Annotated in this window: 11 protein-coding genes and 3 tRNA genes; 8 read left to right on the forward strand and 6 right to left on the reverse strand. The window is 53.2% G+C overall.

What is annotated here, in order from left to right; all coding sequences use genetic code 11:
• Together K4305_RS10920 and K4305_RS10925 are read right to left on the reverse strand one after the other, a co-directional pair.
• On the reverse strand, positions 1 to 820 hold an 820-nt coding region (locus K4305_RS10920), incomplete at its 3' end, for a hypothetical protein (protein ID WP_331562480.1).
• 145 nt (positions 821 to 965) lie between these two features.
• The gene (locus tag K4305_RS10925) at positions 966 to 2,015 is read right to left on the reverse strand and encodes an RluA family pseudouridine synthase (RefSeq protein WP_331562481.1); all 1,050 of its coding nucleotides are present in this window, start codon (positions 2,013 to 2,015) and stop codon (positions 966 to 968) included.
• A gap of 71 nt (positions 2,016 to 2,086) precedes the next feature.
• Between K4305_RS10925 and lpdA the strand changes: the two genes are divergently transcribed.
• The 4 genes from lpdA (at position 2,087) to bchH (ending at position 10,673) form a co-directional block, all read left to right on the forward strand.
• Complete coding sequence (lpdA, locus tag K4305_RS10930) at positions 2,087 to 3,490, forward strand: dihydrolipoyl dehydrogenase (protein ID WP_331562491.1); 1,404 nt, start codon at positions 2,087 to 2,089, stop codon at positions 3,488 to 3,490.
• A 195-nt stretch (positions 3,491 to 3,685) separates the two neighbouring features.
• Positions 3,686 to 4,846 carry a magnesium chelatase ATPase subunit I gene (gene bchI / locus K4305_RS10935; protein ID WP_331562482.1) on the forward strand — a complete coding sequence of 387 codons (1,161 nt, stop codon included), beginning with the start codon at positions 3,686 to 3,688 and terminating at the stop codon, positions 4,844 to 4,846.
• On the forward strand, positions 4,846 to 6,708 hold the full coding sequence (gene bchD / locus K4305_RS10940) for a magnesium chelatase ATPase subunit D (RefSeq protein WP_331562483.1): 1,863 nt from the start codon (positions 4,846 to 4,848) through the stop codon (positions 6,706 to 6,708). The genes bchI and bchD overlap by 1 nt, the downstream gene beginning before the upstream one ends.
• Positions 6,709 to 6,842: 134 nt before the next feature.
• Entirely contained in the window at positions 6,843 to 10,673 is a 3,831-nt protein-coding gene (bchH, locus tag K4305_RS10945) for a magnesium chelatase subunit H (protein ID WP_331562484.1), read from the forward strand.
• Positions 10,674 to 10,747: 74 nt separating this feature from the next.
• Here the strand turns inward: bchH and K4305_RS10950 are convergent, their stop codons facing one another.
• Both K4305_RS10950 and guaB read right to left on the reverse strand, forming a co-directional pair.
• Positions 10,748 to 11,854 (reverse strand): DUF1615 family protein, encoded by a 1,107-nt coding sequence (locus tag K4305_RS10950; protein WP_331562485.1) that lies wholly within the window; start codon positions 11,852 to 11,854, stop codon positions 10,748 to 10,750.
• 74 nt (positions 11,855 to 11,928) lie between these two features.
• Positions 11,929 to 13,422: an IMP dehydrogenase gene (gene guaB, locus K4305_RS10955; RefSeq protein WP_331562487.1), complete on the reverse strand. Its 1,494-nt coding sequence runs from the start codon at positions 13,420 to 13,422 to the stop codon at positions 11,929 to 11,931.
• A 200-nt stretch (positions 13,423 to 13,622) separates the two neighbouring features.
• On the opposite strand from guaB, the gene K4305_RS10960 reads away from it, so the two are divergent.
• The 3 genes from K4305_RS10960 (at position 13,623) to K4305_RS10970 (ending at position 14,289) form a co-directional block, all read left to right on the forward strand.
• Positions 13,623 to 13,713 (forward strand) — tRNA-Ser (locus tag K4305_RS10960).
• A 388-nt stretch (positions 13,714 to 14,101) separates the two neighbouring features.
• Positions 14,102 to 14,184, forward strand: a tRNA-Ser gene (locus tag K4305_RS10965).
• 15 nt (positions 14,185 to 14,199) lie between these two features.
• A tRNA-Ser gene (locus tag K4305_RS10970) sits at positions 14,200 to 14,289 on the forward strand.
• Positions 14,290 to 14,523: 234 nt separating this feature from the next.
• On the opposite strand, the gene K4305_RS10975 is transcribed toward K4305_RS10970, so the two are convergent.
• On the reverse strand, positions 14,524 to 14,931 hold the full coding sequence (locus K4305_RS10975) for a transcriptional regulator (protein ID WP_331562488.1): 408 nt from the start codon (positions 14,929 to 14,931) through the stop codon (positions 14,524 to 14,526).
• Between the two features lie 170 nt (positions 14,932 to 15,101).
• Between K4305_RS10975 and K4305_RS10980 the strand changes: the two genes are divergently transcribed.
• A complete protein-coding gene (locus K4305_RS10980; protein WP_331562489.1) occupies positions 15,102 to 15,314 on the forward strand; it encodes a hypothetical protein in 213 nt (70 codons plus the stop codon).
• 294 nt (positions 15,315 to 15,608) lie between these two features.
• Here the strand turns inward: K4305_RS10980 and K4305_RS10985 are convergent, their stop codons facing one another.
• Positions 15,609 to 16,130 (reverse strand): hypothetical protein, encoded by a 522-nt coding sequence (locus tag K4305_RS10985; RefSeq protein WP_331562490.1) that lies wholly within the window; start codon positions 16,128 to 16,130, stop codon positions 15,609 to 15,611.
• Positions 16,131 to 16,266 lie beyond the last annotated feature (136 nt).

Here is a 16,266-nt window from a genome sequence, read left to right on the forward strand (position 1 = left end):
CGAACTTGCGGTCATCGTCGAGTTTTCTGACACCGTCGAACTTGCGGTCATCGTCGAATTTTCTGACACCGTCGAACTTGCGGTCATCGTCGAGTTTTCTGACACCGTCGAACTTGCGGTCATCATCGAATTTCCTGGTACCATCGAACCTTTTCTTTTCGTCGAATCTGCGGTCATCAAAACGTTTGTCGTAATGGCGGCGGTATTCGAAGTCGCGATACTTTCGTATGTCTCCCCAGTCGTGCCTGCGGATTTTAGACGGCAGCCGGTTATGATTATGGATTCTCCAGGGGCCGCGGTAGTTCGATGAACGGTACCAGTATCCGTCACGATAGGCATAGTAATAATTATCATAATAGAGAATATCCCAGGGGCTTCCTATGGAAACAGAAAATCCGAGAGCAGGGATATACAGTAAATCCAGACGTTGGTTGCGATCGAACCAGTAGCTGTCGTGATGTCGGCGATATTCGAAGTCGCGGTATTGACGGATCTGCGCCCAGTTGTGTCTGCGGATCTTGTATGGAAGATGGTCGTAATGCACTATGATCCATGGTCCCCGCCGGTGTGAGGATCGGAACCAGTATCCGTCACGGTAGGCGTAATAATAGTTATTGTAGGAGAGAATGTCCCAATCGCTTCCGACCGATACGGAAAAACCGAGGTCGGGAACATAGATGAAGCTTGGCCAGACGTCAATCGATAATGTCGGTCTGCCGCCGATGCCTATATGCACATTGACGTCAGCTTTTGCATCATGTGCGGGATTTCCGATAAGCATACCGGCTATGCCTGCGGCAATCCAGAGCGTTTTTTTCATGATAGATCTCCTCTTTGCGGTTATCGTTCGGGTTGCTTTGTATTCATCCTTGTCTAACTGGTCTGACGATTATTTCCTCCGGATTCATGCGGAAAAAATGGTGACGGGGGTGGAAGATTGTCTGACGTGGACGGGGGAGAGTGCTTTATGCCTGCATTGCTTTCAGCTGCTGTCGGATTTTATCGAGAGCTTGTTGCATATCGTCGGGGAGCGGGGCGGTGAAGGTCAGTTTTTCGCGGGTCGATGGCTGGTGAAAGCTTAGGGTTTCGGCATGAAGAGCCTGCCGGGGCATGAGTTCGAGCAGGTTTTTTACGAACTGTTCGCTTTTACTGAATGAGAGTGTTCTGATTGCCGCGCCGCCGTAAGTTTCGTCGCCGAGAATCGGGTTGCCGATATGCTGCATATGAGCTCTGATCTGGTGTGTTCGTCCGGTATGCAGCGTAAGCGAGACCACCGAGAGCCAGTGCAGGTTCTCTTCGACGGCATAGTCGGTAACGGCATGTTTTCCCTCAGCCCCTTCGAAAGGGAAGTTCGCCATCACCTTGCGGTTCTTTTTCGAGCGGCCTATGTTGGTGCGTATGGTGCCGGTTCCGGGATCGGGAACACCCCACACGATTGCCTTATAGATCTTTTCGACCTGCCTCTGGGCAAACTGCCGGGCAAGCCGGTGGAGAGCCGTCGGATTTCTGGCGATAATGATGAGTCCGGAGGTGTCCTTGTCGAGTCGGTGCACGATGCCGGGCCGGAGTTCCGACGAGTCCAGCGTTTCCGCGTCCTTTCCGATATGGTGCAGAATGGCGTTGGCCAGTGTGCCTGTCCAGTTGCCGAATGCGGGATGTACCACCATGCCGGGCGCTTTGTTGATCACCATGAGGTCGTCATCCTCATAGACGATGTTTATGGGAATATCTTCGGGAGCAAGTTCGGGAGCGGGTGGACGCAGGAAGGTGATCTGTATGGAGTCGCACGATTTTATCCGGTAATTCGATTTTACCTGTTTGCCGTTTACCAGTACCCTGCCATCTTCTATCGCTTCCTGAACCTTGTTTCGTGTGGCGTTTTCAACCTGCTGGGTCAGGTACCGGTCTATTCGCATCGGAATCTGCACTTTGCTGACCTGCAGAATAAGTTTTTTTGGTTCGGGCGACTCGGCTTGGGGTTCGGCGGATTGGTTTTTTAGTGTGTGATTTTGCATTTTGTAAAACTTGGCTGCATCCGGCATCAGATCTCCGCATGCAGTATAACAAAACCAGACGATTTCTTTTTATGAGGGAATACGGGGAGAAGAGAATGTACGATGTCGATGTCGCCGTTATCGGCTCCGGTCCGGGGGGCTATGAAGCTGCTCTCAGGGCTGCGCGAAGCGGCTTGAAAGTGACGATTGTCGAAAAAGGGGCTCCTGGCGGAGTGTGCGTGAACTGGGGGTGTATACCTACAAAGGCATTGCTGCGCAGCGCCGGTATGTTCGATGATCTGTCGAAGGGAGCCGCATATGGCGTGTTGGCCGATAATCCTTGCTTCGATATTGCCCAGGCGGTCAAACGCAGCCGGAATGTGGTGCTCAAGATGTCGAAAAGCATAGAGTTCATGCTCAGGAAAGCCGGTGTCGAGTATCGGCAGGGGGAAGCCCGTTTCGTCGATTCTCACGGAATTGTCGTCTCCCGCGATGGCGAAGAAACCGGCAGGTTCAGCGCTGAGAATATTATTGTCGCCACCGGAGGCCGCTTCAGGGAGCTGCCCGGCCTTGTGCCTGACGGCAGGCGCATCATCACGAGTCGGGAGGCGCTTTCCATGAAAGAAGCGCCCCGTTCGATGCTGGTTCTTGGCGGGGGCGCTATCGGCATCGAGATGGCCTGGTTTTTCGCCAAAGCCGGCACGCAGGTCGCAATTGTCGAAATGATGCCGCAGATTCTTCCTCTCGAGGATGGCGAGATATCCGAAGCGCTCCGCCGTTCCTTCGAAAAGGCCGGCATATCGATTCATACCTCATCGAAGCTCGAACGGGTTGTAAGCGATGCTGATGGGGTAAGTGCAGTAATTTCAAGGGATGGTCAGGACCCTCTGGCGATATCTGCCGATTGTCTGCTCGTTGCTGTCGGGGTGACTGGCAATTCCGAAGGACTGGGACTCGAGGAGGTCGGCGTGGATGTTGTCCGGGGCTTTATTGTGACCGATAACCAGTGCCGGACAGCGGCGGGGCATATCTATGCTGTAGGCGATGTGCGCGGCGGCATGTTGCTTGCGCATAAGGCTTCGGCCGAAGCCGCCGTAGCTGTGGGCGCCATTACCGGAAAATCCCTTTTTCCGGTAGACGAGACCAAAATACCGGCATGCGTCTATGCCGAACCCTCTGTGGCAAGCGTCGGATTTACCGAGGCAAAGGCGAAATCCGCAGGATACCGGGTTATTGTCGGCCGGTCGATGTTCGCAGCTTCCGGAAAGGCAAACGCCTACGGCAGTCTCGACGGGCTGGTAAAGCTGGTTTTCAATGCGGACGATCACCGGCTTCTCGGCGCATCTCTCGTCGGCCACGGGGCGGTGGAGCTTGTCGGCGAGATCGGTCTCGCCCGCCATCTTGACGCAAAGGCGGAAGATATGGCGCATATGGTTCATGCGCATCCTACACTCTCTGAAACTATCCGCGAAGCGGCGGAAAACGCCCTCGGATAACCCGTTCCTGCATCGGTTAGACGCCGATTGACAAGGACTGGTAAAAAGCTTGTCGAACTTCGAGAACTATTTTCTATTGTCTCGTTAAAAGCATAAATTCAGAGTTCATTATTTGAGCTCAAAAAAAAACAGTAAACCTTTGCCTCTGAACAAGTTCACCATTCAGGGGACAAAGTAACAACCAAAAGATCAATTATGACTCAGACTGAAACAGCTGCAAAGAAACGTCCCGCAGCCAAGGCGAAAACAGGTTCGGATGTGCCGGCAACCCAGGAACCGAAAAAAGCTGCAAAGCCTGCTGGCAAGAAAAAGTCAGGCCTTGCATTTCCTTTTACCGCTATTGTCGGTCAGGAGGAGATGAAGCTCAGTCTGATCCTCAACATCATTGATCCGAGGATCGGCGGCGTGCTGGTCATGGGCCACAGGGGTACCGGAAAAAGTACCACCGTCAGAGCCCTCGCAGAAGTGCTGCCGTTCATCGACAGGGTGAAGGATGATATATACAACCGTACTCCGGAGCAGTATGTCGAGTACGAAGACATGAAAAAAGGGGCAAAGAGTATAGATCCGGCTACCCTCAAGACCGAAAAGATCCCGGTGCCGGTCGTCGATCTCCCGCTCGGCGCTACCGAAGACCGCGTCTGCGGAACCATCGATATCGAGCAGGCGCTCACCAGCGGAATAAAAGCTTTCGAGCCAGGTCTGCTCGCGCAGGCTAATCGCGGCTTCCTCTATATCGACGAAGTGAACCTGCTTGACGACCATCTTGTCGACGTGCTGCTCGACGTGGCCGCGAGCGGCAAGAACGTCGTCGAGCGCGAAGGTATCAGTATCCGCCATCCTGCCCGTTTCGTGCTGGTCGGTTCAGGCAACCCTGAAGAGGGCGAACTTCGCCCGCAGCTGCTCGATCGTTTCGGTCTGCATGCCCGCATCATCACCATTCTCGATGTAGCCAAGCGTGTCGATATCGTCAAGCGTCGTCGCGAGTTCGATGAGGATCCGGACGCTTTTATGAAAAAATACAGCCGCGAACAGCAGAAGCTTCAGAAGAAGATCGAACAGGCCAAGGAACTGCTTCCCCAGGTAACCATGGATGACAGTGTTCTGACCGATATCGCCCGGCTTTGCATGAACCTTGGCATCGACGGTCACCGCGGAGAACTTACCATTACCCGTACCGCTCATGCTCATGCCGCATTTATGGGCGACAAGGAAGTGACCATGAAGCATGTAAGAGACATTGCCGGCCTCTGCCTTCGTCATCGCCTGCGCAAGGATCCGCTTGAAACTCTTGACGCCGGTGAAAAAATCGATCGTGAAATCGCTAAAGTCCTTGGAGAAGCAGAAGCAGTATAATGATAGCTTTTACCGATATAGTTGGAATGGATCTGGCCAAGCAGGCTCTCATGCTGCTGGCCGTCGATCCGGCTCTCGGAGGGGTGGTTATCCCTTCGGCGGTAGGTTCCGGAAAATCAACCCTTGCCAGAGCGTTCGCCGATATTCTTCCTGAAGGAACTCCGTTCGTGGAGCTTCCGCTAAACGTCACCGAAGACCGCCTGATCGGCGGCGTCGATCTCGAAGCGACGCTTGCCAGCGGCGTGCGCGTAGTACAGCACGGCGTGCTGACAAAGGCGCACGGGGGAGTGCTCTACGTGGATTCTCTCAGCCTGCTCGACAGTTCCGCCGTATCGCACATCATGGATGCCATGTCGCGCGGCGAGGTGCTTGTGGAGCGGGAGGGGCTCAGCGAAGTGCATCCTGCAAAGTTCATGCTGGTAGGCACTTACGATCCCACCGACGGCGAAGTGCGTATGGGGCTGCTCGACAGGATCGGCATTATCGTGCCATTTACCGCGCAGAACGATTACCGTGCCCGCAAGAAAATTGTCTCGATCGTAATTGGCACCCGGAACAGTGAGGATACCGAGGACGAACTGAGAATGCTCCGGGGTCTTATCGGGGCTGCGCGGGAACAGCTCCGGCATGTTTCCATTACGAGCGAGCAGGTGCAGGCGCTTATCCAGACCGCGCTCAGCCTCGGCGTCGAGGGTAATCGCGTCGATATCTTCACGGTTCGGGCCGCGCTTGCAAGCGCCGCGCTTGCACAGCGAACCGATGTGGAAGAAGAAGATATGAAGCTTGCCATCAAGCTTATTCTGATTCCCCGTGCTACCCGCATGCCCGAGCGAGAGGCGGAAGCCGACGAGATGTCTCCCCAGGAGGAGCCCCCGCCCCAGGAAGAACCCGAAGCCGAGGACGAAGAGGCTCCGGCCGACACTCCCGATTCCGATGCCGATGCCGACGAGGAGCAGAAGGATACGCCCGATATGATCGAGGAGCTCATGATGGACGCCATCGAAACCGAATTACCCGACAATATTCTCAATATCTCTCTTGCTTCCAAGAAGAAAGCCAAGTCCGGAAGCCGCGGTGAAGCGCTCAATAACCGGCGCGGCCGGTTCGTACGTGCCCAGCCCGGAGAGATGAAGAGCGGCAAGGTTGCGCTTATTCCCACGCTGATCTCAGCCGCGCCGTGGCAGGAGACCCGTCGTCGTGACAAGAAAATGGCAGGTCGTCCGAAAACCGCACTCATCATCAGCAAGGACGATGTCAAAATCAAACGATTCCGAGACAAGTCCGGCACGCTGTTCATCTTTATGGTGGATGCATCCGGTTCCATGGCGTTGAACCGCATGCGTCAGGCCAAAGGAGCAGTGGCCAGCCTTCTGCAGAACGCCTATGTGCATCGCGACCAGGTTTCGCTCATCTCGTTCCGCGGCAAACAGGCCCAGGTGCTGCTGCCTCCTTCGCAGAGCGTGGACCGGGCCAAGCGCGAGCTCGACGTGCTTCCCACGGGAGGCGGAACTCCGCTTGCATCGGCGCTCTACCTTGGCTGGGAAACCGCCAAGCAGGCGCGTACGAAAGGCATATCGCAGATCATGTTCGTGCTTATTACCGACGGGCGAGGAAATATCGGTCTGCAGGCTGCTTTCGATCCTGATGCGGCGAAGCCCTCCAAGGAGGATCTTGAAAAAGAGATCGAGGCGCTTTCCGGGTCCATTTGCGCCGACGGAATCGCAGCTATCGTCGTCGATACCCAGATGAACTACCTTTCGAGGGGCGAGGCTCCCAAACTTGCCCAGAAACTCGGAGGCCGTTACTTTTACCTCCCCAATGCCAAGGCGGAACAGATTGTCGAAGCCGCTCTCAGTTTTTAGTATTTCTTCTGCCTCCTGTGTATCTTGCGTATACAGGAGGCAATAAGGAATGAATTGCCTTCGAATTACATTAGATGCACAGGTATCACCGGGAAAAAGGATTTTTCGTCTAATGCTCACCTATCAGTCACATCATGTCAACTCGCCGCAAAATTGCCGCTATCGTAGGGCTTGAGCAGTACAATGCCGGCCTCTGGAAAAAAATCAAAGGGCTTCTCGATAACGAAGCCGAACTCACTCAACTGAGCGATATCGATCTTGAAAAACAGACGCCTGAAGCGGCTACGGCTATTCAGGATGCGGATTGCATTTTCATGAGCATGATCCAGTTCAAGGAGCAGGTAGACTGGTTCAAGCTGCAGCTCGAACATGGAAGGCCCGATAAAACGGTTTTCGTTTTCGAGTCGATGCCTGAAGCCATGTCGCTCACGAAAGTCGGAAATTATGTCGTTGGAGACGGAAAAGCCGGTATGCCTGATATGGTGAAGAAAGTTGCCAAAATGCTGGTTAAGGGACGCGACGAGGATGCTTTGTATGGTTACATGAAGCTGATGAAGATCATGCGCACCATTCTTCCGCTCGTTCCGAGCAAGGCGAAGGATTTCAAGAACTGGCTGACGGTATATTCCTACTGGATGCAACCGACTCCCGAAAACATCGCCAACATGTTCCGCCTTATCCTCCGGGAGTACTATAACGAACCGGTGAAGGTCGGAGCCATTGTCGATGTGCCGAATATGGGCCTTTACCATCCGGACGCACCGTCCTATTTCAAGGATGTCAAGAGTTTCAAGAGCTGGTCGAAGAAGCGCGGCATCAACCTCGATAAAGGCCGGAAAATAGGCGTTCTGTTTTTCCGTAAGCATCTGATTCAGGAAAAAACATATATCGACAATACGATCCGTGTGCTCGAAAAGAATGGCATCAATGTCTATCCTGCTTTCGTGATGGGCGTTGAAGGGCATGTGCTGGTTCGTGACTGGCTTCTCAGGGAAAATCTTGATCTGCTCCTGAACATGATGGGGTTCGGTCTTGTCGGAGGCCCTGCGGGTTCCACCAAGCCAGGTACTGCCTCTGACGCCCGCCAGGAAATCATGTCGAAGCTCGATGCGCCCTATATCGTCGCCCAGCCGCTTCTGACTCAGGAGTTCGAATCCTGGCAGGATTACGGCGTTTCACCTATGCAGATTACCTTCACTTACTCCATTCCTGAAATGGACGGCGCGATCTGCCCGGTCATTCTCGGCGCGCTGAAGGACGGCAAGGTCGAGACGGTGCCGGAACGACTCGAAAGGCTCGCACTGCTGGTGAAGCAGTGGCTCCGGTTGCGCGATGCCGCAAACCGTGAAAAGAAGCTCGCCTTTGTTGTCTACGACTATCCTCCCGGTCTCGGCAAGAAAGCGAGCGCCGCGCTGCTCGATGTGCCGCGGACGCTTTTTGCCGTGCTGCAGCGCCTGAAAAAGGAGGGATATAATGTCGGTCAGCTTCCGGAAAGCCCCGATGCGCTTTTCCATGCGCTTGACCGTGCGACCGACTATCAGATCCAGCAGCAGCGTGCGGATGCGCTGAAGGTCAATTACGAAAAATTCAAGGAGCTGACCTCTGTTCGCGAGCGTGAACGCATAGAGGAACGCTGGCAGGGATTTCCCGGCGAAATCGTGCCCATCGGCACCGAAGAGTTGTTTGTCGGCGGCATAAAATTCGGCAACATCTTTATCGGCGTACAGCCGAGAATAGGCGTACAGGGCGATCCCATGCGTCTTCTGTTCGACAAGGCCAACACGCCGCACCACCAGTATATCGCATTCTACCGGTGGATCAGCCGAGAGTTCCAGGCACATGCCATGGTGCATGTTGGTATGCACGGTTCTGCGGAGTGGATGCCCGGTCTGCAGACCGGCCTTACAGGCGACTGCTGGCCGGATGCTTTGCTCGGCGAGGTGCCGCATATCTATATCTATCCGGTCAACAACCCCAGCGAATCATCTATAGCCAAACGCAGGGGTCTGGCTACCATGGTCTCGCACGTGGTGCCGCCGCTTTCCCGCGCCGGCCTCTACAAGGAGCTTCCGGCTCTGAAGGATCTGCTTACTGATTTCCGAGAACGCAATCTCGCGCTCTTATCCGACGGCAATTCTGACGGATTGGGTATGGAAGAGGCAATCATGCAGAAGGCCGAGTTGCTAAACCTCACCGACGACTGTCCGCGCCGCGAAGGGGAAGGCTTCGGCGACTACGTCAGCAGGCTTTACATCTACATTTCCGAACTCGAGAACAGGTTGATTTCCAACTCCCTGCACGTGTTCGGCGAAGCGAGTCCGCTCGAATCGCAGATCATCACCATAACCGAAACCCTCAAGAACAGGGGAGAGGACGGAAAAACCCTGCCCTACGTTCTCATGACCTCTTCGGGCAGGAACGGGCACTATGGGAGCTACGAGGAATTGACCGGCCGTTCCCGCAAAGGCGACGAAGAGGCGATCCGCCTGCGCGAATGGGTAGAGCAGGCCTGCCGCGATTTCGTGCAGCAGGTGCTCTTCGACCGTAAGAGCGCTTCGTCATCGTTTGCATCGATAACAGGCGGTACCCAGTTATCGGCAGAATATTTGCCGCTTATCGAACGGCTTACCAGCGAGGGAGCTCAGCTTCTTTACGCTCTTCGCGACAATACAGGCGAGATGGAGTCGCTCATGAAGGTGCTTTCAGGCCGCTACATTCCTTCCGGTCCCGGTGGAGATCTGGTTCGCGACGGCATCAACGTTCTTCCTTCCGGAAGGAACATCCACTCCATCGATCCGTGGAGAATCCCGTCGGAACTTGCGTTCAAGCGCGGTACGCTTATCGCCGACAGCATCGTCAGAAAGCATCTCGACGAGAACGACGGAAACTATCCTGAAACCGTCGCGCAGGTGCTCTGGGGTCTTGATACCATCAAAACCAAGGGCGAGGCGGTAGCGGTGGTCATCAGACTTCTCGGCGGAGAACCATCATACGACGGTTCAGGCAAGATAAGCCACTACAGCCTCGTGCCGCTCGAAAAACTCGGCAGGCCCAGGATCGACGTGCTCATGCAGCTCAGTCCGATCTTCCGCGATGCGTTCGGCATTCTCATGGACCAGCTTGACCGCCTCGTGAAGGACGCCGCGAAAGCGGACGAACCATATGAGATGAACTTCGTGAAAAAACATGTCGAAGAGGCTCTCGCATCCGGCGTCGAGTTCGACAGCGCCACGGCCCGTCAATTCACCCAGGCGCCGGGAGCATACGGAACCTACGTTGACGATATGATCGAGGATTCCGCCTGGGAGTCGGAAGGCGATCTCGACGATCTCTTTATTCGTCGAAACAGCAGCGCCTACGGCGGCGGTCGGAAGGGAGAGAAGGAGACCGAAATTCTCAAAAGCCTTCTCGGCTCCGTAGACCGCGTGGTGCACCAGGTCGATTCCACCGAGTTCGGCATTTCCGATATCGATCATTACTTCTCGTCCTCAGGATCGCTTCAGCTTGCCGCAAGACGTCGCAATACGAGAGTGAGCGACGTGAAGCTCAACTATGTTGAGTCTTTCACCTCAGATATCAAGGTAGACGATGCCGAGAAGTCGCTTCGGGTTGAGTATCGTTCGAAGCTGCTCAATCCGAAATGGTTCGAGGGCATGCTCAAGCACGGCCACAGCGGCGCGACGGAAATAAGCAACCGCGTTACCTACATGCTTGGATGGGACGCCGTGACCAAGAGCGTGGACGACTGGGTTTACAAAAAGACGGCAGAGACCTACGCGCTCGATGCCGACATGCGCGAACGGCTTGCGACACTTAATCCCCAGGCTATCAAGAATATCGTTGGCCGCATGCTTGAAGCGCACGGCAGGGGAATGTGGAAGGCCGATCAGAACATGATCGACGAACTTCAGGAGATTTACGCCGATCTGGAAGACAGGCTCGAAGGCATGACCGACGACGAGTGATGAGTGATGACGGGCGGACCTGAGAGTGTCCGCCCTTGGTTTTTACACCGCACCTGCACCCGCAGACCTGTACCTCAGATTCTCGTGCGCATGCAGTGGTTGAATCGTGACTTTACACGCTGTGCGAACCACTTGGTGGAAAGGTTGCTGCTTGCGAATTTCGGGCTGTTCAGCGGAATATCCGGTAAAACCGCATAGATCGTACGTCTGAATTGTTTTCTGTGAAGTTCAGACAGCGTTTTATAAGACCAGGTGTTCTCGAATTCATGGCTTTTTTCCTTCGAAAAATCCTTTCTGATCCGGTTTTCGTCGAACACCACCTCTTTTTTCTTCAGGAGATCGATGAAGGTGCCATAGGTGACCGACGAGGCGATATCTCCGCTTTCATAGTTGATAAGGTCGCCGTCCAGGACGACAGATTTATGAGTCAGTCTCGCCAGCATTTTCTGGAAACCGGCGTTTCTGCATGTGTAATGGCCAGCGTTGAAATCAGCGAAGACATATTTCCAGTCATCGTAGTCGTGCTTGAAGTCAAGCAGATAAGCCGTTCCATAGAACACGCCGCCTTTATGAGTGTAAAGTGTCTCGCGTACGCTTTTCATTCCAGCGTTCCGGGGTTTCCTGGGATATTCCTCCGCAAACCTGACGGAAACCTGCATGGAACCGATCGTTGTGACAATGTCGCTTGCATCCTTGTTGAGCACAAGAAGAATCGGTTTTGTCAGTTTCGCGGAAGTGAACTCCTCATACCAGCGCTCGAAATCAAGTTCGCTTTCAATTGCGTCGATGTTATCCTCGAATGTCCTGCCGTTGGATGCCTTCTGATCCAGTCTGGTTTCGATAACAAAGCGCAATACTTCGTTCGACTTTGCCGTCTCTATCTGTTTTCGCAGGATAGAGGCCATCTTCGGGTTTTTTTGTGAGATTGAAAAACCGCTCACCTGTGATATGACCGCCACTACGGCGCTGACATGTTCCTTGTCGACAGGCTGATCCAGTTCCTCGAGACTCTCTTTTATCGCCTTCGCCCAGATCTCCGGTGAAGTGCTGTTCGGCCTTGAGGCAAGAACAAGTTTTTCGATCTGCTTTTCAGTCAGGCCTGAGTCCTGTTTTCCGGCGCATCCTCCGAGAAACAGGACGAAAAGACAGGCAAACACTATGAATCGCTGCGCTCCCGGCATGGCAGGTTGATTTTGTGGGTAATATTGCGCTCTCGGCAAATGAGACAGCTTCCCCCTGAAATTGTTCTTTCCCGCTACATCGCTGTTGAGTAGTTAGGAGCCTCCTTGGTGATCTTGACGTCGTGAGGATGGCTTTCGCGCAGGCCTGCGGAAGTGATACGCACGAACTGCGTTTTCGTTTTCAGGTCGTCGATTGAGCCTGAACCGCAATAGCCCATTGCGGATTTCAGTCCTCCTATAAGCTGGTATACCACTTCATCGAGTCTGCCTTTAGACGGAATACGACCCTCGATGCCTTCAGGTACATATTTTTTCGATTCGCTCGATGCGTCCTGAAAGTAGCGGTCGCTGCTGCCTTCCGGTTCGGACATCGCGCCAAGAGAGCCCATGCCGCGGTATGCCTTGAACTTGCGGCCTTCATACAGGATGGTTTCGCCCGGACTCTCGTCGGTACCGGCGAAAATGCTGCCCATCATCACGGCATCAGCACCTGCAGCGATCGCTTTTGCGATATCTCCGCTGTATTTGATTCCCCCGTCGGCTATGATAGGCGTTCCGGTTTTGGACGCCTCTTCGGCGCAATTGATGATGGCCGTGAGCTGCGGCATTCCGACGCCGGCGACAATTCGGGTAGTGCAGATGCTGCCAGGACCGATACCGACTTTCACACAGTCCGCACCCGCGGCAACAAGATCGCGAACAGCCTCGGGCGTTGCGACGTTGCCGGCGATGACCTGGAGGGAAGGGTATGCGTTTTTGATGGTTTTCACCGTATCGATGACCGCCTGGCTGTGGCCGTGAGCGGTATCGACCGCCACGACGTCAACGCCGGCGTTCACAAGCGCTTTTACGCGCGCAAGAGTGTTTTCACGGATGCCGACCGCCGCGCCGACCCGCAGGTGCCCGTGGCTGTCCTTGCAGGCATCGGGGAACTGTTTTCGTGTCTGTATATCCTTGAACGTGATGAGTCCTTTCAGGTTGTTGTCGCTATCGACGATCAGAAGCTTTTCAATCTTGTTTTTCAGAAGAATCTGTTCGGCCGTTTCAAGATCGACATCTTCCGCTGCCGTGATAAGGTTTCTGCTGGTCATGATCGTTGAAATCTTTGCGTCAAGCGAAGGCTTGATGCGAAGGTCGCGGTTGGTCACGATACCTTTCAGCTTCTTTGACCGGTCACCTTCGTAAGCAGGTCTTTCGATGACCGGAATTCCGGAGATCGAATGGCGAAGCATGAGGTCGAGCGCATCCTGCATGGTGGCGTTTTCGTATAGGGTGAAGGGATCGCGGATGATTCCGCTTTCGTAGCGTTTCACCTTTGCCACTTCACGGGCCTGATCCACAATGGAGAGGTTTTTGTGGATGATGCCGATGCCGCCGGAACGGGCAAGGGCGATCGCAAGCCGCGCCTCAGTTACCGTATCCATCGCCGCGCTGACGAGCGGTATTCTCAGCTCTATCGATTTTGTGAGGCGGGTGGCGACCCGGGTCTCCTTGGGAAGTACGTTTGAATAAGCGGGGATGAGCAGGACATCGTCGAACGTGAGTGCTTCATACAGGATTTTCGTCATCGTCGGGCAGTTTTAAATTACTCCGAAATAGAATTCGCCAATTTACGAAAAGTGCTTGGACTATGGTAATGTTAATCGCTGTTAAGCGCGTATCGGAAGTATAGACCGCCAGAAGTATACAACCGTCGCCAGAGAAATATTTCTGCAGATAGTTTTTTTGAAAAATCAAAAGAGAGTGTAAATTACAGGCCTTTTATTACGGAGAGGTCGCATAGTTGGTCTAGTGCGCTCGCCTGGAAAGCGGGTAGGGTGTTACAGCCCTCGAGGGTTCGAATCCCTCCCTCTCCGCCAGTAAAATCAGTGACGAGTACTGAGTGCCGAGAGCTGAGTGAAAGACCAGAGAAAGGCAGGTGAGAGGGAGGGTGAGAACCCTCGAGGGGGTTCGACAAATAGCCGAAGGCTATTTGGACGGCGAGCGAAAGCGAGTCCGCCCCGAAGGGGTGAGGGCGAAAGCCCGAATCAATCCCTCCCTCTCCGCAGAAGACCAGAGTCAAGTACTGAGTGCTGAGTACTGAGTGGAAAGTCGGAGAAAGGCAAAGAGAGGGAGGGTGAGAGCCCTCGACCGGGTTCGAAAACGGCAAAGCCGTTTCGACGGCGAGCGAAGCGAGACCTTTAAAATTTTTCTCTGGCATTTTATCTGCGATTCGCTATCTTTCGAACCTGTTCTTTTTAATACATTGGAGGATTAGCCTAATTGGTAAGGCAGCAGTCTTGAAAACTGCCGGGTTCACGCCCATGGGGGTTCGAGTCCCTCATCCTCCGCGTAAAAATACTTCAGGAGAGGTGGCCGAGCGGCTGAAGGCACCGGTTTGCTAAACCGACGTAGTTCGTAAAGAGCTACCGAGGGTTCGAATCCCTCCCTCTCCGCAACAAACCCCGCACCAGCGGGGTTTTTGCATTAAGGGAGGGGTGAGAACCCGATTTAAAGGGGGGCGGACATTCCTGTCCGCCATTCGATTTTCTCACAACACAGCGACCCATTCCCAAAAGGGGCAATCCATTTCAAATAGCGCATAAATCGTTTCACCGGGCTCGAGGTGAGTATACCGTTGAAAGTGTTTCACCAATTTCGAAGCTCGTTGATAGCCCGGTGATTTGTCATTATCCGGCAGGTGTTGTAGTGGATGCCGGATTGAGTTTGCTGGTGATGTCTTCGAGCATTCTGTTGATGTCGAGCAGTTCTTTCTGGAGGTCGATGACGGTGTTCTGGAGGGCACGGAGTTTTTCGGTGCATTCGTGCAGTTTGGCCATGACTTCGGGATCGGGTCCGGCAGGGACGGGAGAGTGTCCGCGTTTTCCATAGAGCACATAACCGACGTCGATGCCGACTGCTTCGAGTCTTTCGCGCAGGATGTTGCCGATTCGGTTTTTGCCGCTGACGTATGCGCTGAGGTAGGTTGCGTCGCTGGTTCCGATGGCTTTGCAGAGGGCTACCTGAGTATTGAATTTCTTTTTGACCTCTTCACGAAGCCGGAGAGCTTCTTCCCTGTATTGTCCTGTAATGGCCATATGTTGTTGAAATAGTATATATTGGCAATAATAGATAAATATATCTATTTTTTATGATAAAGATAGGAAAAGATTACGAAAGATAAGCAAAGATAATGATGATGAGCGGTGTGGTATTGATAATTCTTGTTGTATTTCCCCATTTCCGCTTATAAAAAGATGGAGATGTGATGCCGGCGGCGAAGATTTCGGAGGATAAGATAACGGCGATACGCTCAGCCCTGGAGGATTGGCATTACCGGGAGGTTGCGTGCAAGCTTGCGGGGATCGACCGGAAGACGCTGTTGAACTGGCTGAAGCGGGGCGAACGGGAGAGGAGCGGATTGTACCGGGATCTGTATCTGGCTGTCGAGCGAGCTGAGTCCCGAAAGCTTTCGGGATGAGGGTTTCACTTGAAGAATATCAAGACGGCTTCTGCTAAGAACTGGTTTGCGTCGGCGTGGTATCTGGAGCGGAAGCATCCGGAGCGGTGGGCGAAACGGAATCCGGTTCCTGGGGATGATGGGCCGAAGGATGAAGTTGTCGTTATTGGGTGAGAAATCATGTATAGCTTCCGTTGCGGTTTAATGTTCAAATTGAGGGGATGGCCGCCAGAACTTGGCCGGAGTCCCGAAAGTTTCAAATAACCACAGGCCGAAAAACAAATGTATATCGGCCAGTCCCTCTCGAATGCTGGGTTAGACATTGGCATATATCTTGAACATGAGAATATTCATGTTGTGATGACTTCTTGATTCCTCGTATTCAAGGCGAATGTTGTTTTGAAGCAGCACTTCGTATTCGTGCTTTAACTTCTGATTCCCTCTTGTTTTGAAGGCGAAAGCGCGAATTTTATTATCCTCAGCCACTTCAAATATTGCTATTTCTCCAGAGACCTTTATGGCATGCCAGCGCGCTACACTTGGCATCATAGATGTGGATATTGGGCCATCGTTTATTATAGTATCAAAGGTTTGAAAATTGCCTCCACGGTAGAGTATTTGACCTTTTGGAAGATGCCCGCCACATTGCACAATTTCTGCATCAACTAATGTAACATCATTTTTGTGTTTCGGCTTGTTTCTAAATGCATGGATGTTTGGGACATCTTTCAAAAATGGCATTAAATTCTGCCACCCCCGGTAAATTGCTGAGTTTTTTAGTGCGTCTTCAAAAGCACTATCAGCCTCACCCGTCCCATCGTGTTCAATTACGTGCATAACAACATCAGGGCATCTCTATTTATTCGAAAGCGACATATCTTTCATAAATAAAATGACTTAGCGTTCATAAAAAGGCCGGAAATTCGTATATTTCAGCAGATTTCTTCATTCATCTTCTGCTATCATGAAAAAC

Origin of the sequence: Chlorobium sp., assembly GCF_036528655.1 — a bacterium.
Taxonomy (GTDB): domain Bacteria; phylum Bacteroidota; class Chlorobiia; order Chlorobiales; family Chlorobiaceae; genus Chlorobium.